The 19,064-nt window shown below is 67.2% G+C and carries 17 protein-coding genes; 9 read left to right on the top strand and 8 right to left on the bottom strand.

Going from position 1 to position 19,064, the window contains the following annotated elements:
* Window positions 1-10 precede the first annotated feature (10 nt).
* Together groL and groES are read right to left on the bottom strand one after the other, a co-directional pair.
* Entirely contained in the window at window positions 11-1,648 is a 1,638-nt protein-coding gene (gene groL, locus ASE63_RS01375; protein WP_056795346.1) for a chaperonin GroEL, read from the bottom strand.
* 47 nt (window positions 1,649-1,695) lie between these two features.
* A complete protein-coding gene (gene groES / locus ASE63_RS01370) occupies window positions 1,696-1,983 on the bottom strand; it encodes a co-chaperone GroES (RefSeq protein ID WP_056795343.1) in 288 nt (95 codons plus the stop codon).
* Window positions 1,984-2,195: 212 nt separating this feature from the next.
* On the opposite strand from groES, the gene ASE63_RS01365 reads away from it, so the two are divergent.
* Together ASE63_RS01365 and ASE63_RS01360 are read left to right on the top strand one after the other, a co-directional pair.
* Window positions 2,196-2,666, top strand: a complete 471-nt coding sequence (locus ASE63_RS01365; protein ID WP_056795341.1) for a MarR family winged helix-turn-helix transcriptional regulator — start codon at window positions 2,196-2,198, stop codon at window positions 2,664-2,666.
* A 63-nt stretch (window positions 2,667-2,729) separates the two neighbouring features.
* Window positions 2,730-3,212 carry a PaaI family thioesterase gene (locus tag ASE63_RS01360; protein ID WP_056795338.1) on the top strand — a complete coding sequence of 161 codons (483 nt, stop codon included), beginning with the start codon at window positions 2,730-2,732 and terminating at the stop codon, window positions 3,210-3,212.
* Here ASE63_RS01360 and ASE63_RS01355 read toward each other — a convergent pair.
* Window positions 3,199-4,041, bottom strand: coding sequence for a DMT family transporter (locus ASE63_RS01355; protein WP_056795337.1), 843 nt, complete (start codon window positions 4,039-4,041; stop codon window positions 3,199-3,201). The genes ASE63_RS01360 and ASE63_RS01355 overlap by 14 nt on opposite strands.
* Window positions 4,038-4,535, bottom strand: coding sequence for a GNAT family N-acetyltransferase (locus tag ASE63_RS01350; RefSeq protein WP_056795334.1), 498 nt, complete (start codon window positions 4,533-4,535; stop codon window positions 4,038-4,040). Before ASE63_RS01350 ends, ASE63_RS01355 begins: the two co-directional genes overlap by 4 nt.
* 247 nt (window positions 4,536-4,782) lie before the next feature.
* Here ASE63_RS01350 and ASE63_RS01345 point away from each other — a divergent pair, with 247 nt between their 5' ends.
* Both ASE63_RS01345 and ASE63_RS01340 read left to right on the top strand, forming a co-directional pair.
* On the top strand, window positions 4,783-6,207 hold the full coding sequence (locus ASE63_RS01345; protein ID WP_056795332.1) for a hypothetical protein: 1,425 nt from the start codon (window positions 4,783-4,785) through the stop codon (window positions 6,205-6,207).
* A gap of 175 nt (window positions 6,208-6,382) precedes the next feature.
* A complete protein-coding gene (locus ASE63_RS01340; RefSeq protein WP_056795329.1) occupies window positions 6,383-7,213 on the top strand; it encodes a L,D-transpeptidase in 831 nt (276 codons plus the stop codon).
* A 99-nt stretch (window positions 7,214-7,312) separates the two neighbouring features.
* On the opposite strand, the gene ASE63_RS01335 is transcribed toward ASE63_RS01340, so the two are convergent.
* The 3 genes from ASE63_RS01335 to ASE63_RS01325 form a co-directional block, all read right to left on the bottom strand.
* Window positions 7,313-8,122, bottom strand: a complete 810-nt coding sequence (locus tag ASE63_RS01335) for a DUF2076 domain-containing protein (RefSeq protein WP_082609620.1) — start codon at window positions 8,120-8,122, stop codon at window positions 7,313-7,315.
* Between the two features lie 137 nt (window positions 8,123-8,259).
* Window positions 8,260-9,564 carry a UDP-glucose/GDP-mannose dehydrogenase family protein gene (locus ASE63_RS01330; protein WP_056795323.1) on the bottom strand — a complete coding sequence of 435 codons (1,305 nt, stop codon included), beginning with the start codon at window positions 9,562-9,564 and terminating at the stop codon, window positions 8,260-8,262.
* A 176-nt stretch (window positions 9,565-9,740) separates the two neighbouring features.
* On the bottom strand, window positions 9,741-10,511 hold the full coding sequence (locus tag ASE63_RS01325) for a L,D-transpeptidase (RefSeq protein WP_056795321.1): 771 nt from the start codon (window positions 10,509-10,511) through the stop codon (window positions 9,741-9,743).
* 373 nt (window positions 10,512-10,884) lie between these two features.
* On the opposite strand from ASE63_RS01325, the gene ASE63_RS27035 reads away from it, so the two are divergent.
* From ASE63_RS27035 to ASE63_RS01310, 4 genes are all read left to right on the top strand, one after another.
* On the top strand, window positions 10,885-11,025 hold the full coding sequence (locus ASE63_RS27035; RefSeq protein WP_156410135.1) for a hypothetical protein: 141 nt from the start codon (window positions 10,885-10,887) through the stop codon (window positions 11,023-11,025).
* 1,879 nt (window positions 11,026-12,904) lie between these two features.
* Window positions 12,905-13,168: hypothetical protein (locus ASE63_RS27975; protein ID WP_210169304.1), on the top strand; the 264-nt coding region annotated here is incomplete at its 5' end.
* Window positions 13,169-13,417: 249 nt separating this feature from the next.
* A complete protein-coding gene (locus ASE63_RS01315) occupies window positions 13,418-14,647 on the top strand; it encodes a M20 family metallo-hydrolase (protein WP_056795315.1) in 1,230 nt (409 codons plus the stop codon).
* Window positions 14,648-14,696: 49 nt separating this feature from the next.
* Complete coding sequence (locus ASE63_RS01310; RefSeq protein ID WP_056795312.1) at window positions 14,697-16,109, top strand: amidase; 1,413 nt, start codon at window positions 14,697-14,699, stop codon at window positions 16,107-16,109.
* Between the two features lie 12 nt (window positions 16,110-16,121).
* Here ASE63_RS01310 and ASE63_RS01305 read toward each other — a convergent pair whose 3' ends face one another.
* A complete protein-coding gene (locus ASE63_RS01305) occupies window positions 16,122-17,315 on the bottom strand; it encodes a TatD family hydrolase (RefSeq protein ID WP_156410134.1) in 1,194 nt (397 codons plus the stop codon).
* A gap of 122 nt (window positions 17,316-17,437) precedes the next feature.
* On the opposite strand from ASE63_RS01305, the gene ASE63_RS01300 reads away from it, so the two are divergent.
* A complete protein-coding gene (locus ASE63_RS01300; protein ID WP_056795308.1) occupies window positions 17,438-19,036 on the top strand; it encodes an ABC transporter substrate-binding protein in 1,599 nt (532 codons plus the stop codon).
* Window positions 19,037-19,064: the final 28 nt, after the last annotated feature.

Here is a 19,064-nt window from a genome sequence, read left to right as displayed (position 1 = left end):
CTGGACTTCCTCAGAAGTCCATGCCGCCCATGCCGCCGCCGCCCATCGGGGGCATCGGGGCGTCCTTCTTCGGCAGCTCCGCGATCATCGCCTCGGTGGTGATGAGCAGGCCGGCGATCGAAGCCGCGTCCTGGATCGCCGTGCGCACGACCTTGGTCGGGTCGATGATGCCGGCCTTGACCAGATCGCCGTACTCGCCGGTCTGGGCATTGTAGCCGTAGGAGTAGTCCTTCGACTCGAGCAGCTTGCCGATCACGACCGCGCCGTCATCGCCGGCGTTGTCGACGATCTGGCGGGCCGGAGCGGCGATCGCCTTGCGGACGATCTCGACGCCGGTCTTCTGGTCGTCGTTCTGGGTCTTGATGCCCTTGACCGAGGAAAGCGCGCGCAGCAGGGCGACGCCGCCGCCCGGCAGGATGCCTTCTTCCACCGCAGCGCGGGTGGCGTTCAGGGCATCGTCGACGCGGTCCTTCTTCTCCTTGACCTCGACCTCGGTCGCGCCGCCGACGCGGATCACCGCGACGCCGCCGGCGAGCTTGGCCAGGCGCTCCTGGAGCTTCTCGCGGTCGTAGTCCGAGGTGGTCTCCTCGATCTGCGCCTTGATCTGCGAGACGCGGGCCTCGATGTCCTTCTTCTTGCCGGCGCCGTCGATGATCGTGGTGTTCTCCTTCTCGATGCGCACCTTCTTGGCGCGGCCGAGCTGGGCGAGGGTCACGGTCTCGAGCTTGATGCCGAGGTCTTCCGAGATCATCTGGCCGGCGGTCAGGATCGAGATGTCCTCGAGCATGGCCTTGCGGCGGTCACCGAAGCCCGGAGCCTTGACGGCAGCGACCTTCAGGCCGCCACGGAGCTTGTTGACGACGAGCGTGGCCAGGGCCTCGCCCTCGACGTCCTCGGCGATGATGAGCAGCGGCTTGCCGGTCTGCACGACGGCCTCGAGAATCGGCAGCATCGCCTGCAGCGACGACAGCTTCTTCTCGAAGATCAGGATGTAGGGGTCTTCCAGCTCGGCGACCATCTTCTCCGAGTTGGTGATGAAGTAGGGCGACAGGTAGCCGCGGTCGAACTGCATGCCCTCGACGACGTCGAGCTCGGTCTCGGCGGTCTTGGCCTCCTCGACGGTGATGACACCCTCGTTGCCGACCTTCTGCATGGCCTTCGAGATCATCTCGCCGACCGACGCGTCGCCGTTGGCCGAGATGGTGCCGACCTGCGCGACTTCCGCGTTCGAGGTGACCTTCTTCGAGTTCTTCTTGAGGTCGGCGATGATGGCCTCGACGGCCAGATCGATGCCGCGCTTCAGGTCCATCGGGTTCATGCCGGCCGCAACCGACTTGGAGCCCTCACGGACGATCGCCTGGGCCAGGACCGTGGCGGTCGTGGTGCCGTCGCCGGCATGGTCGTTCTGACGGGACGCGACTTCGCGAACCATCTGGGCGCCCATGTTCTCGAACTTGTCGGCGAGCTCGATCTCCTTGGCGACGGTGACGCCGTCCTTGGTGATGCGCGGGGCGCCGAAGGACTTCTCGATGACGACGTTGCGGCCCTTCGGGCCGAGCGTGACCTTCACCGCGTTGGCGAGGATGTCCACGCCGCGCAGCATCTTGTCGCGGGCGTCGGTGGAGAACTTGACTTCTTTAGCTGCCATGAGAGCAACTCCTTGAAAATGACGGGAAAGAGGCTGTCAGGCGGCTATCAGCCGACGACGCCCATGATGTCGGATTCCTTCATGATGAGGAGATCCTGGCCGTCGATCTTGACCTCGGTGCCGCTCCACTTGCCGAAGAGGACGCGATCGCCCTTCTTGACGTCGAGGGCGACGAGCTTGCCGGCTTCGTCACGGGCGCCGGGGCCCACGGCGACGACCTCGCCCTCCTGGGGCTTTTCCTTGGCGGTGTCGGGGATGATGATGCCACCCTTGGTCTTCTCTTCGCCATCAAGGCGGCGGACCACGACGCGGTCATGCAGCGGACGGAACTTCATGGTTCTGTCTTCCTCTTGCTCAAATTCAATACGGGCCTCCGAGGGCCCGCCATGGGCATCTGTTAGCAGTCTCAGTATGTGAGTGCCAACGGATGGCGCGGAGATAGGAGCGTGCCCGCCGCGAGTCAAGGAACCAACCGTTGAAAGGTTAAATCCCGCGGCCTTCGGCCGTCCCGGCTGGCAACCTCCTCGGAACACGCTAGCATGGCGAAATGACGACCCGTCTGCCCGATCCCGCCACTCCTGCCCCGCAACTGGACGACATTGCCCGGACCTGCGTCGCGCTGCATGTGCGCATGACGGCGCGCGCCGTGACCCGCGCCTATGACGAGGCGATGCGTCCGACGGGGTTGAAGATCACGCAGTTCGTGCTGCTCTCGGCGCTCAGCACCGGCGCCTGGCGCTCCGTGACCGAGCTGGCCGAGCGCTTCGCACTGGAGCGCACCTCGCTCACCCGCAACCTGCAGCTGCTGGTGACAGCGGGGCTGATCGAGCCGGTCGAATGCAAGGGCCGCGCCTCGATCTATGCCGTGACGGAGCGGGGACGCGCCGCGATCGAGGCCGCGATCCCGCATTGGCGTGCCGCGCAGGAGCGCATCGAGGGCGGTCTCGGCGCCGACAACTGGAGCGAACTGCGCGACCGGCTCAAGGCGCTGCGCCGCGTCACCCGCGAGGCGCCCTGAACGCGGCTTGACCACAAGATCGAACGCCACCTAACGTGTATATACACATGACTGAGGTGAGCAATGGCGCGTGAAGTCGGGGTGGTGGCGCGGGAGACCCTTCTCGCCGGGAGCGGGCTCGAATTCCTACGTGGCATGATAGCGGGGCGCCATCCCGCGCCGCCTTTCGCCGATACGATGGATTTCGAGCTGATCGAGGTCGATGAGGGCAGGGTCGTCTTCACAGGACGGCCCTCGGCACGCTTCTTCAACCCGCTCGGAACCGTCCATGGCGGCTGGACCGGAACCATCCTCGATTCGGCCATGGCCTGCGCCGTGCATGCGACGCTGAAGTCCGGCGAGGGCTATACGACGCTGGAGATGAAGGTGAACTATGTCCGTCCGGTCATGCCGGGAAGCGGCATCGTCCGTTGCGAGGGCAGGGTGATCCATCGCGGTGGAACGGTCGCGACCAGCGAGGGCCGCCTCACCGATGAACGCGGCAAGCTGCTGGCGCACGGCACCGAGACCTGCGCCGTCTTCCCGGCGAAGTCTACCGCCGGCTGATCGCGACGGCTCCGGCGACGATCAGCGCCGCCCCCATATAGGTGGTGTAGAGCGGCACTTCGCCGAAGACGAAATAGCCGAGCAGGCTGGCCCAGATCAGCGCCGTATATTCCAGCGGCGCGAGCCGCGACGCTTCTGCCTTGGCGAAGGCCGATGTCAGCGTGAGATGGCCGGCGACGCCGAGCGCACCGGCCGCGAGATAAGTCAGCAGGTCGCCGGCCGTCATCGGCGCGAAATAGAGCATGGCGGGGATGGCGAGCAGCAGCGCCGGCCCGCAATTCTGGAAGGCCACGATGACGGCCGGGTGCTCCCGCATCGCGATCCGCCGCAGCAGGACCAGGTTGAAGGCATATGTCACGGCCGAGAACAGCGCGGCGGCGACGCCGAGGCCGGCACCGCTGACATGGCCCTGCAGGCGCGGCCAGACCATCACCAGCATGCCGGCGACACCGAAGGCCAGCGCCTGGAAGATGCGGCTGTCCATCCGCTCCTTGAGCAGCAGCCCGCCGAGCAGTGCGACGAAGACCGGGGCGAGGAAGGCGAGCGTCAGCGCCTCCGCCAGCGGCAGCACAGACAGCGAATAGAAGAAGCTGCCCGCGGTGAGCACGACGACCGGGACCCGGATGGAGTTGCCGATCACGCTCCGGCGCGTCGGCATGGCGGGCCGCACGAAGGCCAAGACCGCAAGCGAGCAGATGCCGCCCATGGCGAAGCGCATGAACAGCGCCAGCACGAAGGGCTGGGACTGCATCTGCGCCTTCATCACCGCATCCATCAGGGTGAGCAGCGCGATGCCGATCAGGGCGCGAAGAGCCGGCCCGGCACTCATCTTCGAGGCAGGGGCAGGCGGAAGTGATACTCCCAGGTCGCGGAGACGTCTGCGAGATAGCGCTCGCCCGGCCAGCGCCGGAAGCCGAGCTTCTCGTAGAAGCGGTGGCCGCGCGCGAAGCGGCTGTCCGACCACAGCATGATCTCGCTATAGCCGCCGTCTTGCGCGAAGCGCAGCGCCTCGGCGAACAGCGCCTGCGCCAGGCCGGAACCGCGGAAGGCCGGCGCCGCGTAGACCTTGGTGATCTCGACCGCGTTCTGCTCCGGCACGGGTGCGACGCCGAGGGAGGCGGCGATACCGCCACCGGGCGCATCCGCGATCCAGAGCTTGCCACCCTTGGCGGCGAAATGGCTGGCGGGCCGTCGCAGCTCGGGAAATTCGGACCACTCGAACAGGCAGTTCGGATATTCGGCGAAGCTCGCCGCGATGAGGATCGCAAGCGGCTCGGAATCGTCGTCGCGGGCAGGGCGCAGGGTGAAGCTCGGGGCGGTCATGACAGCCCGCTTAGGGCCAATCCTGCCAGCGCGGTAGGGGGGTGCCGCGATCCTCCCCCATGCCGCCGACGCAGCGGGCCGCTCGCTTCCGCATGGAAAAGGCAGGACAGCCCTCCAGCCATCTGTTTTGGCGCATTTTCTTCACGCGAACCGATACCCACTTCGCTCGAAAATGCTCTAGGCCATGTAACGGCAGGTTCGCGCCGCGAGCCCTGAGTCGCGAACCGGACGACATGACAGAGACGAGATGACGGTCCTGCTGCCCTTCATCGTCAATGCCGGGCTGAACTTCGTCCTCGGCCTGCTGATCGCCTTCTTCCTCGGCCCGGCCGAGTTCGGCCGCTATGCCATCGGCGCGGCGATCATCGTGCTGGTCAACACGGCGCTGCTCGACTGGATCAGGCTTTCGGCGGTGCGCTTCTACTCGCTGACGACGCGGCAGACGCAGCCCGAGATCCGCGCGACCCTGGATCTGCTGGTTGCCGGCGTCAGCATCTGCCTGTGCGCGCTCTTGCTGGCGGCGGTCGTCGCCGGCATCGATTTCCGCATGCCGGCGATGATGCTGTCGGCCGCCGTGCTTGCCGGCATCGGCGCCGGGCTGTTCGACTATCACGGCGCCATCGCCAGGGCGCGCTTCCTCGATGCCGCCTATGCCCGGCTGATCATCGTCAAGAACCTGATGGCCCTGATCCTGATGGTCGGCGGCGCCTGGCTGACGCGCGATCCGACGGTGGTGCTCCTCGGCGGGCTGCTCAGCGTCGCGATCGCACTGGTTTCGGTTCGCCGCACGCTGGCCGATGCGCCGCTCTCGTTCTCCGCGGCGCGCCCGGGGCTGACCTGGACCTTCGCGAAATACGCACTGCCCCTGGTCGCCGGAAACGCGATCTACTCGCTGATTCCGCTGCTCAACCGCTCGCTGCTGGCTGGCGCGCATGGCTTTGCCGAGGCCGGCTATTTCTCGCTCGCCTCCGATCTGGGGCTGCGCCTGTTCGGCATGCTGGGGGCGATGCTGGAGATCGTGTTGCTGCGGCAGGTCATCCGCCTCGACGAAACCCGCGGGCGGCGCGCCGCGCAGAAGCGCATCGCGGCCAATATGGTGATCGTGCTGGCCGTGGCGCTGCCGGTCGCGGCCGGCTTCTGGCTGGTGCTGCCGGCCTTCGACAGCCTGGTGGTGCCCCCGAGTTTCCGGGGCAGCTTTTCGGCCTATATGGCGCCGCTGCTGCCGGGCTTCCTCGCGATCACGATCTTCCAGGCCGCGCTCTACCCGGCCTTCCTGATCGAGAAGCGCACGATCGTCACCACGCTCGCTGCGGTCGTCGGCTTCGGCGTCAACCTCGCCATCGTCGTCGCATTGACCTCGGGCCCGCTCGCCTATGCTCAAGCGCAGAGCGCGGCCTTCCTCGTCGTCCTGGCCATCACCGCCGTCGCCGCGCTGCGCGCGCTTCCGGTGCTGCCGCCGCTGCGCGATGTGGGGGCGATCCTGCTCGCGGTGGCGGCAATGGCAGCGGCGATCTGGCCGCTGCGAGCCCGCTTCGCGGCCGTGCCGGAGCTCGCCTTGCAACTCGTCCTCGGTGCGCTGGTCTATGGCGCGGTGATCCTGCTTTGCGACGTCGCACGCTCGCGCACGCTGCTCTCGCTCTGGTGGGCCGGAAGGCGGGCGCGGAAGCGCTGAGGCCAGCTTGCCGGCAACGCTTCCTTCACCCTGTCCGTTTCGACGCCGATAAGGTTAATCGCCTGAATTCGCTGCGTTAGCCGCTTTCAGGGCCCGCCAGAGTCAACGATTCACCATTCGTTTTAAGGCTGCTCCTCAGGGTTGCCGTCCAGTCGATGCCTGAGAGAGTTGCGTCATGCGTCCAGTCCTCTTCGTTTCGGTGCTAGCGTTGTCGGCGGCCTCCGCCGTATCCGGCCCGGCGCTCGCCCAGGGTTATGGCCAGGGCTACGGCTATGGAGCCCAGCCAGACCCGATGGTCGCCGCCTCCCGGCAGCGGCCCAATTATGGCGGCGGCTTCATCGAGATGCTGATGACCGGGCGGGATCCGAGCCCGCAGGGCCGGGGCGGGGCGGTCTATAACCGGCCGGGCGGCGCCTATTCCGCCTATGGGCAGCGCACGCGCGCTCCGGCGGGTTACGAGGCCGACCCCTTCGAGCAGGCGGCGCGGCAGCCCGCGCCGGGCCGGCGCGTCGCGGCGCTGGGCGAGCCGATCGAGATGGAGCGCCCCATCGAGCGCGTCATCCCGCCGCGCTTCCAGAAGCAGGAGGTCGCCTATGACGGGCCGCACAAACCCGGCACCATCATCATCGACACGCCGCAGCGCTATCTCTTCCTGGTGCAGCCAGGGGGGCGGGCGCTGCGCTATGGCATCGGCGTCGGCCGGCCGGGCTTCTCCTGGGCCGGGATGAAGACGGTGAGCCGCAAGGCCGAATGGCCGACCTGGACGCCGCCACCAGAAATGCTCAAGCGCCGCCCCGACCTGCCGCGCTTCATGCCGGGCGGGCCGGAGAACCCGATGGGCGCGCGCGCGCTCTATCTCGGCTCCTCGCTCTACCGCATCCACGGCACGAACGAGCCGCACACCATCGGCCAGGCGGTCTCCTCCGGCTGCATCCGCATGACCAATGACGACGTCAAGGACCTCTACGGACGCGTGCCCGTCGGCGCGCGGGTGCTGGTAATCTGACGCCACTCCGCCTCTCGCGTCAGCTATGAAAAACCCCGCCCGGCGCGAGCCGGGCGGGGTTCCTTGTTTCAGGGGCCGCGACAGGCGGCCGGCAAGGGCTCAGGCCCAGCTGTCGTCGTCGCCGCCGAAGAAGCTCGAGCCGTCGTCGAAGCCGTCGTCCGCCGGCTCGTGAGCGGCCTGCTGGTAGTTGGCCTCGTTCGAGGAGCCGTCGTCATAACCGGCCGGCTGCGCGTTCGCCGCCGCATCCTGCGAGGCGCTGTCCTGCGACGCCGTCTCCGCCGGCTTGGCCTCGGAACCGGCTTCGCCGGCCTTGGCCGAGCCGCCGCCGAAGGCGTTGGTCAGCACGCTGCCGAGCATCATGCCGCCTGCGACGCCGGCCGCGGTCGTAAGCGCGGTCGCCATGAAGCCGCCGCGGCCGGGGGCCTGCTGCTGGCCCTGGTTCGACCACGGGCTCGGCCGTCCAGCCGGGCCGGGCTGGCCATCGGGTCCGGGTTGGCCGCCGGGAGCTGCCGCCATCATGCCCTGGCGCCCGGTCCACGCCGAGGAAGGCGCCGAAGCGGGTTCTTCCTGCGAGCGCTGGGGGAAGGACGGGACCGAGCGACGCGGCTGGTTCGGCTGGGGGCCGCCGCCGAAGATGCCGGACAGGAAGCCGCCGGCCTGCGCCGGAGCTTCGGCCGGCCGGCTCTGCAATTCGCGCAGCTGCGCCTGCAAATCCTCGACCTGCGCCTGCAGGTTCGTCAGCGCGGTTTCCTGGACATAGACCGCCTGTGCCATGGCATAGGGCGCGTAGGGCTGCTCGCGCAGGCGCTCCGCGATGAAATTCTCAGCCTCGGGGTCTCTGGGCTGGTTGGCCGCCTGCCGAAGGCGGTCGAAAATACCGGCGATCACGTCGCGTTCTTGCGGCGTCATCGTCATCTCCTCTCATGTCGGACGGCGCGGTTGCGCCGCCGCTCAAGAGGTGGTGACTCCCTGTGACCGTATCAAGGCGATTGCGACCCTGCGTCACGCCTCACGCCACCGTGCCGAGCGTGGCCTCGGACCGATGCTCAGGCGTTGCCGACATTGCTGTAATTGAAGCCGCGGCGGCGCATATCCTCCGAGCGGTAGATGTTGCGCAGGTCGACCACGACCGGCTGGCGCAGCGCGGCCTTGACGCGGTCGAGGTCGAGCGCCCGGTAGGCGTTCCATTCGGTGACGATCACGAGCGCGTCGGCGCCTTCGATGCAGGAATAGGCATCCGGCGCGAAGTCGACGTCGCGCAGCAGCGCCTTCGCCGGCTCCATGCTCTCGGGGTCGTGCGCGATGATCGTGGCGCCGGCGTCCTGCAGCGCAGCGATGATCGCCAGCGACGGCGCCTCGCGCATGTCGTCGGTGTTCGGCTTGAAGGCGAGGCCGAGCACGGCGATGCGCTTGCCGCGCACGCTGCCGCCGCAGGCCGCGATCACCTTGCGCGCCATGGCGCGTTTGCGCTGGTCGTTGACCGCCACCACCGTCTCGACGATGCGCAGCGGGCTGGCGAGGTCCTGCGCCGTCTTCATCAGCGCGAGCGTATCCTTGGGGAAGCAGGAGCCGCCGAAGCCCGGCCCGGCATGCAGGAACTTGGCGCCGATGCGGTTGTCGAGCCCGATCCCGCGCGCCACCTCCTGGACGTTGGCGCCGACCGCCTCGCAGAGATCGGCCATCTCGTTGATGAAGGTGATCTTGGTCGCGAGATAGGCGTTGGCGGCGTATTTGATCACCTCGGAGGTGCGGCGCGAGGTGAAAAGCAAGGGTGCCGCGTTGAGATAGAGCGGCCGGTAGAGCTCCTCCATCACGCCGCGGGCGCGCTCGTCGTCGGTGCCGATGACGATCCGGTCCGGGCGCTTGAAATCGCCGATGGCGGCGCCTTCACGAAGGAATTCGGGGTTCGAGACGACGGCGAAGTCGGCCTCCGGCCGCGCCTCGCGCATGATGCGCTCGACCTCGTCGCCGGTGCCGACCGGTACCGTCGATTTCGTGACGATGGCGGTAAAGCCGTCGATCCTGGCCACGACGTCGCGCGCCGCCTGATAGACATAGGAGAGATCGGCATGGCCGTCGCCGCGCCGCGTCGGCGTCCCGACGGCGATGAAGACGGCATCGGCACCGCCGACGGGGCCTGCAAGCTCGGTCGTGAAGCTCAGCCGGCCCTCGCGTACGTTCGTCGCGACGAGGTCGTCGAGGCCGGGCTCGAAGATCGGGATCTCGCCGCGGTTGAGCGCGTCGATCTTGGCGGCGTCCGTATCGACGCAGGTCACGACATGGCCGAAATCGGCGAAGCAGGCACCCGAGACCAGGCCGACATAGCCCGAACCGATCATCGTCACGCGCATAGGCTTGCCTTCCCCCCGCTCGCTGGCGCTTCCGCAAGGCGCGGAAAGGCGGCATGCACGACCAGCGCCGTCCGCCTACACCAGATTCCGGCCTCCCGCAAAACGGCTGCGGGCCTCACCGTGCCGTAACCCGGTGAAGCCCGCAATCGTCCTGAAGCATACCGTCCGACGCAGCGTCAGATGCTGGCGTCGTCCGAGGTGAACTCGTCGAAGACCTCGCCGGGTTCCGGCACGAGCAGCTGCCCGCGGTTCAGCACCACGACATTGCTGCCGGTGGGCACGCGGCTGTGCAGGTCGATGATGTCCTGGTTGAACATCCGGATGCAGCCGCTGGAAACGGACTGGCCGATCGTCCACGGCTCGTTGGTGCCGTGGATGCGGTAAAGCGTGTCGCGGGAGCCCTGATAGAGATAGAGTGCGCGGGCGCCGAGCGGGTTGTCGAGGCCCGGCTGCATGCCGCCGGCCCAGGGGCCGTTCTTCTCCGGGTCGCGGGCGATCATGGCCTGGGTCGGGGTCCAGCGGGGCCACGCGGCCTTGCGGCCGACGCTCGCTCGCCCGCGCCAGGACATGCCCTGCTTGCCGACGCCGATGCCGTAGCGGATCGCCCGGCCGTTCTCGCGCACGAGGTAGAGGAAGCGGTTATCCGTATCGACGACGATCGTGCCCGGCTGCTCGCGCGTCGGATAGGAGACCTCCTTGCGCAGATAGCGCGGATCGACCTCCGTGAGATCGGTCGCGGGGAGGGGGAATTCCTCGTTCGGGCGCTCGCCATACATCGCCAGATACTGGGCGCTGATATGCGGGCCCGCGCTCACCGTTTCGATGGGCTGCTGCTGGGCACCGACGCAGGCTGCCAGCAGCAGGGGCATCAGCAGGGCCGCCACGCGCTTCAGCGGGCGGTCGAAGAAAGAAACGGCGAAGGCGGCGGCGGGCATCACGGCGGACATGGAGTTGGGCTCTGCCTTATTGGTCTTGCGAAAACCGAGGATCAACGGCGCAATGGTCTTTGCGTTCCATAGAGAACGCATGACACCGTTCAAGGCGGATGACATGGCCGCGGGGTGAATACGATGTGGCGAAAGTGTGGCGGGGTGTGGCTGTTGTATAACGGCAACAATGCGCCTGCCCGCACCGGCGGTTCAGGACGACAGGGCGTTTCGCTTGGGATTCAGGCACGTCCCGCAAGCCAGTCTTGCGACAGACTTCCATAGTTTAAGTTATTCTTCACGCATTTGATTAAGTCTAGTTTGAATATGCGTGGGTGCCGCAAGGTTGGAGTAGCGGATTTCCGTCCAGATCACGAACAGACGAGACTAGCCGATGCCTATGTTGCGTTTCGCAGGGACGCAGCCCTCCGCAAGAAAATTTCAAAAGACCGGCATCGCTTTCGACAAGATTGAAAATCTGTTGGAAGGGTTCGATTTTCAGGCCGGCACCACTTTCAAACTGGGCCGCTCATGAAAAAGCTTCTGTCTGTCCGCCTGCCGATCGCGACCCGCCTCGCTATTGTCGGTGTTTTCTTTGTTGGCCTTGCCGTTGCCGCGTCGGTTCTTGTTTCGCTGCAGGCGGCCGAGAAGGCCATGCGCGAGCGCGCCCAGGTCAGTCTCTCGGTGAACATCAACCTTCTCCGGGACCTGCTCATGACCAAGGGCGAGCCGAGGCTCGAGGGCGACAAGCTGTTCTTCGGCAACGAGCTGGTGAATGGCAATTTCGCCGCCGTCGACAAGGTCAAGACGCTGGCCGGCAGCACGGCCACGATCTTCATGGGCGACGTCCGCGTCGCCACCAACGTGCAGAAGCCGGACGGTTCGCGCGCTGTCGGCACGAAACTGGCGCCGGGTGCGGCCTATGACGCTGTCTTCAGGCAGCGCGCCACCTATTCCGGCGCCGCCGACATTCTCGGTACGCCCTATTTCACGATCTACGAGCCGATCATCCAGAAATCCGACAACACTGTGATCGGCGTGCTCTATGTCGGCATCAAGCAGCAGGATTTCCTGGCGGTCATCAGCGAGATGATCACCGGCAACGTCATTGCCGGCGTCTTGATTGCCGCTGTCGCCGGCGTGGCGCTGTTCCTGCTCGTGGGCCGGATGATGAAGCCGCTCGCCAGCCTCAAGGGCGCGATGGAGCGCTTGGCCGCAGGTGATCTCGCCTCTGTCGTTCCGACTTTCCGCAGCGGCGAGTTCGCTGACATGGCAGGAGCGGTGGACGTGCTGCGCAGCGCCGCGATGGAGAAGGAGCGTCTTGAGGTCGAAGCGGCGTCCCAGGCCAGCCTGATGGACGAAACGCGCCGTTCGACCGAGGAGCAGCGCCAACTCTCCGCCCAGCAGCGGCTCCAGCAGGCGCAGGAACTCGAAAAGGTCGTCAGCGCGCTTGCCGCGGGTCTGGCCGAGCTGTCGCAGGGCAACCTGACGCATCGCATCGCGGCCGATCTGCCGGCCGATTACGTCAAGCTGCGCGATGATTTCAATGCGACGGTCGACCGGCTGTCCTCGACGGTGCGCACGATCCAGGTGACCTCGGCCGATGTCGGGCTCGCCGCCCGCGAAATTAACATGGGTGCCGACGACCTCTCGAAGCGCACCGAGGAGCAGGCTTCGAGCCTGGAAGAGACCGCCGCAACCACCGAGGAGCTCGCAGCCTCGGTCAAGGCCTCGGCCCAGGCCTCGAAGGAGGCCGCCTCCATCGCCGACGATGCGATGCAGGCGGCGCAGTCGGGCGGGCAGATCGCTGGCCAGGCGGTCGAGGCGAAGGCGCGCATCGAGAGCGCCTCGACAAAAATCTCCGACATCATCCGGGTGATCGACGACATCGCCTTCCAGACCAACCTGCTGGCGCTGAACGCGGCGGTGGAAGCGGCCCGTGCCGGCGATGCCGGCAAGGGCTTTGCGGTCGTGGCCTCCGAGGTGCGCACCCTGGCGCAGCGCTCCAGCGCCGCCGCCAAGGACATCTCCGGGCTGATCTCGTCCTCCAACATGGAGGTCGGCGAGGGGGTCAAGCTGGTGCGCCAGGCCGGCGAGCAGCTCGACCAGATCCTGTCGCATTCGCGCAAGGTCGCAGCCACCATCGCCGACATCTCGGCGGCGGCCGGCGAGCAGGCCAACGGCATCGACGAGATGAGCCAGGCGGTGGCGCATCTCGACGAGATGACGCAGCAGAACGCGGCGCTGTCCGAGCAGAGCGCGGCGTCGGCCGCCTCGCTCTCCTCCCGCATCGGCCAGCTCAACGACCTCGTCGCGGCATTCAGGACCGGACAGGAGCAGGGCGCGGCGAACTCCGAGCCGGACCGCCTGCGCAAGCTCGCCGAGGCCGCCTTCGTGCAGGGCAGGCAGTCGGNTCGGCCGCCTCGCTCTCCTCCCGCATCGGCCAGCTCAACGACCTCGTCGCGGCATTCAGGACCGGACAGGAGCAGGGCGCGGCGAACTCCGAGCCGGAGCGCCTGCGCAGGCTCGCCGAATCCGCTTTCGCGCAGACCAGGACACATGTCCCGAGGGAAGCCGAGCCCCGGCATCAGACCGCCGAGCCGCGCCATCGCACGCCTGCCCCCATGAAGAAGGTCGCGAACAGCCGCGCCAGCGACGCTGGCTGGGAAGAGTTCTGACCGAACACGGCGGGCCGCTTCTCAGGCGCTGCTCCCCACCGCGATCATGATGCTGGCGATGTCGCCGTAGAGCGATGACCATATCTGCCCTGGCGCACCGCCGCTGTGCGTCAGGCGTGGTCACCCACGGCCAGCGCGGCCATCGACAGCGGCCCGCCCGGTTGACTATGGAAGATGGTCGCGACAGGGCGTGCGGCTTGTATCTTGCCTGCGCCCAGCTGCGACCTGCAGGCCTGGGAGTGACAACCGATGAGCAGCAATCTGAGAATCGATGGCGGGCGACTGGTGTCGCGCCTGACAGCACTCTCGGTGATCGGCGCTACTCCCGAAGGCGGTTGCCGACGGCTCGCCTTGACAGACGAGGACCGGCAGGGGCGCGACTGGCTGGTCGCCGAGATGAAGGCGCTCGGCCTCGATGTAAAGATCGATGCGATCGGCAATATCGTCGGCATCCTCAAGGGCCGCGAGGACGGCCCGGCCGTGATCATGGGCTCGCATATCGACACCGTCGGGACGGGCGGCCGGTTCGACGGGGCGCTCGGCGTGGTCGCCGGGGTCGAGGTGCTGGCGACGCTGCGCGATGCCGGCGTGACGCCGAAGCGCGACATGGCCGTGATCGCCTTCACCAACGAGGAGGGCGCGCGCTTCCATCCCGACATGCTCGGCTCCTATGTCTGGGCTGGTGGCATGAGCGTCGCGGCGGCGCATGCCGAGCTGGATGCGGAGGGCGCCGCGCTCGGCGCGGAACTGCGGCGCATCGGCTATGAGGGCGCCGAGGAGCCGGGCTTCCTGCCGGCGCATGCCTATCTCGAACTGCATATCGAGCAGGGGCCGGTGCTGGAGAATGAAGGCGGTGGCCTTGGCGCGGTCACCGGCATTCAGGGCATCTGCTGGCTGGAGCTGACGCTCAAGGGCCGCCCGAGCCATGCCGGCACGACGCCGATGGCCTATCGCAAGGACCCGGGCCTGGCGGCCGCGCGCATCAACATCTTCGCCAACGAGGTGACCAGGACGATCCCCGGTCAGCTCGCCAATTCCGGCGTGATCCGCGTGCAGCCGGCCAACGTCAACGTCGTGCCCGAGACCGTCGTCATGACGCTCGACCTGCGCAATCCGGACGATGCCCTGCTGGCGGAGGCGGAGGCCGCGATCCGGACCTTCTGCGCCGAGCTTTCGGCCCGCGACGGCATCGAGATCGGCTTCCGCGATCTCGCCCGCTTCCCGGCCACGCCCTTTGCGGAGGAGCTGATCGCGACCGTCGAGCAAAGCGCCGCCGAACTCGGCCTGTCCGCCCGCCGCATGATATCGGGGGCCGGCCACGACGCTCAGATGATGTCGCGGCTCTGCCCGACCGCGATGGTCTTCATTCCCTCGATCGGCGGCCTCTCGCACAATCCGGCCGAGTTCAGCACCGACGAGGACATGGCGGCGGGCGCGAACGTCCTGCTCAGTGCGGCTTGGCGCGTCGCGAATGCGTGATGACGTCGCCGACGCTTCGGCAATCCGCCCCTTGAAAACAGGCTAGCCCATGACCGACATCGCATCGCTTTCGGCCGCCGAGCTCGGCCCGCTCTTCGCCAGCCGCGAATTGTCGCCCGTCGAGGTCGCGCAGGACGCGCTCGAGCGGATCGAGCGCTTCGAGCCTAGCATCAACGCCTTCGTCCTGCGCGATGCAGAGGTCACGCTCGCCATGGCCGAGGCCTCGCAGACACGCTGGCTGAAGGGCGAGCCGCTCGGCCCGCTCGACGGCGTGCCGGTCACCATCAAGGACAATATCGGCGTCGCCGGCTGGCCGATGCACCGCGGCTCGGCCGTGGCCTCCAACGCGCCCTTCCCGGATGACGCGCCGGCCGCGGCGCGGCTGCGCGAGGCCGGCACCGTCTTCCTCGGCAAGACGACGATGCCTGAATATGGCTGGAAGGGCGTCGGCGATTCGCCGCTCTCCGGCATCACCCGCAATCCCTGGAACATTGCGACCGGGCCCGGCGGCTCCTCGGCCGGGGCGGCATCCTGCGCGGCCCTCAATCTCGGCTGCATCCATATCGGCACGGATGGGGCCGGCTCGGTGCGCATCCCCGCGGCCTTCACCGGCGTGGTCGGCCTCAAGCCGACCTACGGCCGCGTGCCGGCGTGGCCGATCTCGACGATGGGCTTCCTCGCCCATCTCGGCCCGCTGACCCGCACGGTCGCCGATACGGCGCTGGCCATGAACGTCATCGGCCAGCCCGATGCGCGTGACATGACCGCGATGATCGGCCGGCCGCCAGATTATGTCGACGGGCTCAAGGGCGGCGTGAAGGGGCTGCGGGTCGCGTGGTCGCCGAAGCTCGGCGGCGATGTCCTGGTCGATCCCGAGATCGCCGCGCTGACGCAGGCTGCGGCGATGGTCTTCCGCGATCTCGGCGCCAGCGTCGAGGAGGTCGATCCGGGTTTCGATGATCCGATCGAGCCGCTGATGACGATCTGGTCCGCCGGAGCGGCGCTTGCGCTGCGCACGATCGCGCCGGCAGAGCGGGCGCGGATGGATCCGGGCCTCGTCGCGGTAGCCGGGCAAGGCGAGCGCGTGACGGGCGCTGCTTATGTCGATGCGCTGCTGAACCAGCGCAATGCACTTGCGCAGAAGATGGCGCAATTTCATGCACGCTTCGACCTGCTGCTGACGCCGACCCTGCCGCTGCCGGCTTTCGCGGTCGGCGCGAATACGCCGGCCCATGGCGGCTATGGCGACGACTGGACGCGCTGGACGCCCTTCACCTACCCGTTCAACCTCACCCAGGCGCCGGCGATCTCGCTGCCCTGCGGCCTGACCGGCGCCGGCCTGCCGGCGGGACTTCAGTTGGTCGGCGCCTTCGGCCGCGATGCGCTGGTGCTGCGGGCGGCGGCGGCGTTCGAAGCGGCGCGGCCATTTCCACGCATCGACGCGCCGGCGGGGTCGGTCTGACGCTCGCTCGCATCAGCGGCGCGGCTCGATAAGCTCACTCAGATTGCTGTGCGCGACGCGCTCGCGTGTCGCCGGACTCAGCTGGCGCAGCAGGTTCTGGACGCTTTCGAACTTCATCGTCTCGCTGGCCTGCGAGCGGTGGCTCGCATCGGTGCCGACGATGAAGCGCCGGGGCATGGCCTCGATCAGCTGAAGCCACTCCGGCCAGATCGAGCGCCCGTCCTGCAGGATGGTGTAGTCCGGCGCCCGCGGATGTCTCGGCCAGGTTCGGGCGCTGAGTTCATAGGTCAGGTTGGGATGGCGCTCGAGCATGCGCCGGGCCAGGAACAGCGGTGTGTAGCCGCCATGTGCCCAGATTACCGGCACGTCGGGAAAGGCGTCGAGCAGGCTGGATAGCTCGCGCATCCGGGTTAGCTCGATATGCACGAGAACCGGCACACGATGCTTGCGCGCCAGCGCCAGGACACCTCTCATCATCGGGCCGAGAGGATCGAAGTCAGTCTCGTTCAGGCCGGGCGAGGGGAAGTGCACCGCCGAGATCTCGCCGATGCCCTTGTAGAGGCCGGACGCCAGCAATTCGTCGAGACGCGCTAGGAGGGTCGGATCGTCGGTGGTCCAAGCAGATCGGAAGATCGATCGTTCAGGCGAGATCGAGGCAAAAGGGATGAAGAGATCGGGATGTCGCCTGGCCGCCTCGGCGATCGTCTTGTTGTCGCTGGCACGGCCCCAGAAGACGACCGCGCGCGTCGCCCCGAAGCGGCGCATCAGATCAAGCTGCATGGCCTCGTCGTTGAGATGGACATGGCTGTCGATGAACGGAATCGGCGGACCGTCGCTGCCTTGTTGAACCGTAGGCGCCGCACTCGCCCGCTTTTGCTGGCGGCGTGGTTCCTGCGTATCGGGCGCCTGAGCCTGCGCCGCGCAACTGACGAGGGCCGCTGCCATCGCCGCCCAAATACCGCGCATCCGCGTCTCCTTCGATGACGTTACGTTATCTGGGGTTCTATCATGACGATGCGACCGGTCCCCATTTGATCGGCCAGTGTCGGCGCGGTCCGGTTTTCGACACGACATGGCATGACGGTTGTCACGCTCGTCTGAACCTTGGCTGCAGCGTAACAAATCGCAGAATTTTCTTTTCGCTCCCTGATCTCCCCTTCCGCAGCCCTTTCGGCGGTAAAAGCGGCGATCGGTTCCGTTTGGCACGAACCCTGCAGGTGGTCCGGCGCGTGCGGACGGTTGTCTGACGAGTTGTCACGGCGGATTTTTCTGCCCAAACTCGCGCCAAGGTCGCCCGCATAGAGGTTGCCGTTTCAGGGGAGAAATCGATGGACCGCAGGACATTTCTGAAGAGCGCGGCGGGGGCCGGTGCCTTGGCTGCGACCGGGGGGCTCGCGATGCCCGCCCTGGCACAGGGCGCATCCGCCAAGACCCTGCGCTTCGTGCCCCAGGCCAACCTCGCCAATTTCGATCCGATCTGGGGGACGCAATATGTCGTCCGCAATGCGGCCCTGCTGGTCTGGGACACGCTCTACGGCATCGACTCGAAATTCCAGCCGCAGCGCCAGATGGTCGAGAGCGAGGAGGTTTCCGCCGACGGCCTGACCTGGACCTTCAAGCTGCGCTCCGGCCTGAAATTCCATGATGGCGCGCCGGTGACGTCGAAGGACGTCGTGCAGAGCCTGATCCGCTGGTCGGCGCGCGATCCGATGGGCTTGATGATCCGCGCCATCCAGAACGAACTCGTGGCGGTCGACGACCTCACCTGGAAGTGGTCGCTGAAGCAGCCCTATCCGAAGATGCTGCTGGCGCTGGCCAAGAACAACGCGCCCTGCTCCTTCATCATGCCGGAGCGCATCGCCAAGACCGACCCCTTCACGCAGATCACCGAGTATATCGGCTCCGGCCCGATGAAGTTCGTGCGCAACGAATGGGTGCCGGGCGCCAAGGCGGTGTTCGAGAAATTCGCCGACTACAAGCCCCGTTCCGAGAAGGCGGACTGGCTGGCAGGCGGCAAGAACATGCTGTTCGACCGCGTCGAGTGGATCATCATGCCCGATGCCGCGACGGCCGCCGCTGCGCTGCAGAACGGCGAGGTCGACTGGTGGGAGACGCCGCTGGCGGACCTCGTGCCCATCCTCAAGAGCCACAAGGACATCAGCGTCGATATCGGCGATCCGCTGGGCAATATCGGCGCCTTCCGCATGAACCACCTGCACCCGCCCTTCAACAACCTGAAGGTGCGCCAGGCGGTGATGACGGCGCTGAACCAGGAAGACTACATGCGCGCCATCGTCGGCGACGACGACAAGCTCTGGAAGCCGATGGCCTCCTTCTTCACGCCCGGCACGCCCCTCTACACCGAGGAGGGCGGCGAGATCATGAAGAAGAAGAGCGTCGCCGACGCCAAGAAGCTCCTCGCCGAGGCCGGCTACAAGGGCGAGCCCGTCACCTGCGTCGTGGCGCAGGACATGGCGGCCACCAAGTCGATGGGCGACGTCACGGCCGAGCTGCTCAAGAGCATCGGCATGAATGTCGACTTCGTCGCGACCGATTGGGGCACCGTCGGCGCCCGGCGCGCGCAGAAGACGGCGCCGGGGCAGGGTGGCTGGAGCATGTTCCACACCTGGCATGCCGGCGCCGACTGCGTGAACCCGTCCTCCTACACCGCCGTGCGCGCCAATGGCGAGAAGGCCTGGTTCGGCTGGCCGGACGTGCCGGCCGTCGAGACCGAGGTCACCAACTGGTTCAACGCCAAGGACATGGCCGAGGAGAAGGCCGCGATGGGCCGCCTCAACAAGGCTGCCGTGGAGAACGTCGTCTACGTGCCGACGGGCTTTTATCTCGGCTACCAGGCCTGGCGGAAGAACGTCTCGGGCGTGACCAGCGGGCCATTCCCGGTCCTCTGGGGCGTCTCGAAGGCTTGAAGCCACCACGCGCACGGGAGCGCGCCGC

Origin of the sequence: Allobosea sp. Root381, from assembly GCF_001429395.1 — a bacterium.
Classification (GTDB): Bacteria; Pseudomonadota; Alphaproteobacteria; order Rhizobiales; family Beijerinckiaceae; genus Allobosea.
Note: the sequence above shows the minus strand (reverse complement) of the source record. Positions and strands in the feature narration are given on the sequence as shown.

Excerpts from the sequence above, each read along its gene's own strand:
- ASE63_RS01330 (WP_056795323.1), bottom strand. The coding sequence starts at position 9,564 with ATGCGCGTGACGATGATCGGTTCGGGCTATGTCGGCCTGGTCTCGGGT.
- ASE63_RS01310 (WP_056795312.1), top strand. The coding sequence starts at position 14,697 with ATGACCGACATCGCATCGCTTTCGGCCGCCGAGCTCGGCCCGCTCTTC.
- ASE63_RS01300 (WP_056795308.1), top strand. The coding sequence starts at position 17,438 with ATGGACCGCAGGACATTTCTGAAGAGCGCGGCGGGGGCCGGTGCCTTG.
- ASE63_RS27035 (WP_156410135.1), top strand. The coding sequence starts at position 10,885 with ATGCCTATGTTGCGTTTCGCAGGGACGCAGCCCTCCGCAAGAAAATTT.
- groES (WP_056795343.1), bottom strand. The coding sequence starts at position 1,983 with ATGAAGTTCCGTCCGCTGCATGACCGCGTCGTGGTCCGCCGCCTTGAT.
- ASE63_RS01360 (WP_056795338.1), top strand. The coding sequence starts at position 2,730 with ATGGCGCGTGAAGTCGGGGTGGTGGCGCGGGAGACCCTTCTCGCCGGG.
- ASE63_RS01340 (WP_056795329.1), top strand. The coding sequence starts at position 6,383 with ATGCGTCCAGTCCTCTTCGTTTCGGTGCTAGCGTTGTCGGCGGCCTCC.
- ASE63_RS01325 (WP_056795321.1), bottom strand. The coding sequence starts at position 10,511 with ATGTCCGCCGTGATGCCCGCCGCCGCCTTCGCCGTTTCTTTCTTCGAC.
- ASE63_RS01315 (WP_056795315.1), top strand. The coding sequence starts at position 13,418 with ATGAGCAGCAATCTGAGAATCGATGGCGGGCGACTGGTGTCGCGCCTG.
- ASE63_RS01365 (WP_056795341.1), top strand. The coding sequence starts at position 2,196 with ATGACGACCCGTCTGCCCGATCCCGCCACTCCTGCCCCGCAACTGGAC.
- ASE63_RS01345 (WP_056795332.1), top strand. The coding sequence starts at position 4,783 with ATGACGGTCCTGCTGCCCTTCATCGTCAATGCCGGGCTGAACTTCGTC.
- ASE63_RS01350 (WP_056795334.1), bottom strand. The coding sequence starts at position 4,535 with ATGACCGCCCCGAGCTTCACCCTGCGCCCTGCCCGCGACGACGATTCC.
- groL (WP_056795346.1), bottom strand. The coding sequence starts at position 1,648 with ATGGCAGCTAAAGAAGTCAAGTTCTCCACCGACGCCCGCGACAAGATG.
- ASE63_RS01355 (WP_056795337.1), bottom strand. The coding sequence starts at position 4,041 with ATGAGTGCCGGGCCGGCTCTTCGCGCCCTGATCGGCATCGCGCTGCTC.
- ASE63_RS01335 (WP_082609620.1), bottom strand. The coding sequence starts at position 8,122 with ATGACGCCGCAAGAACGCGACGTGATCGCCGGTATTTTCGACCGCCTT.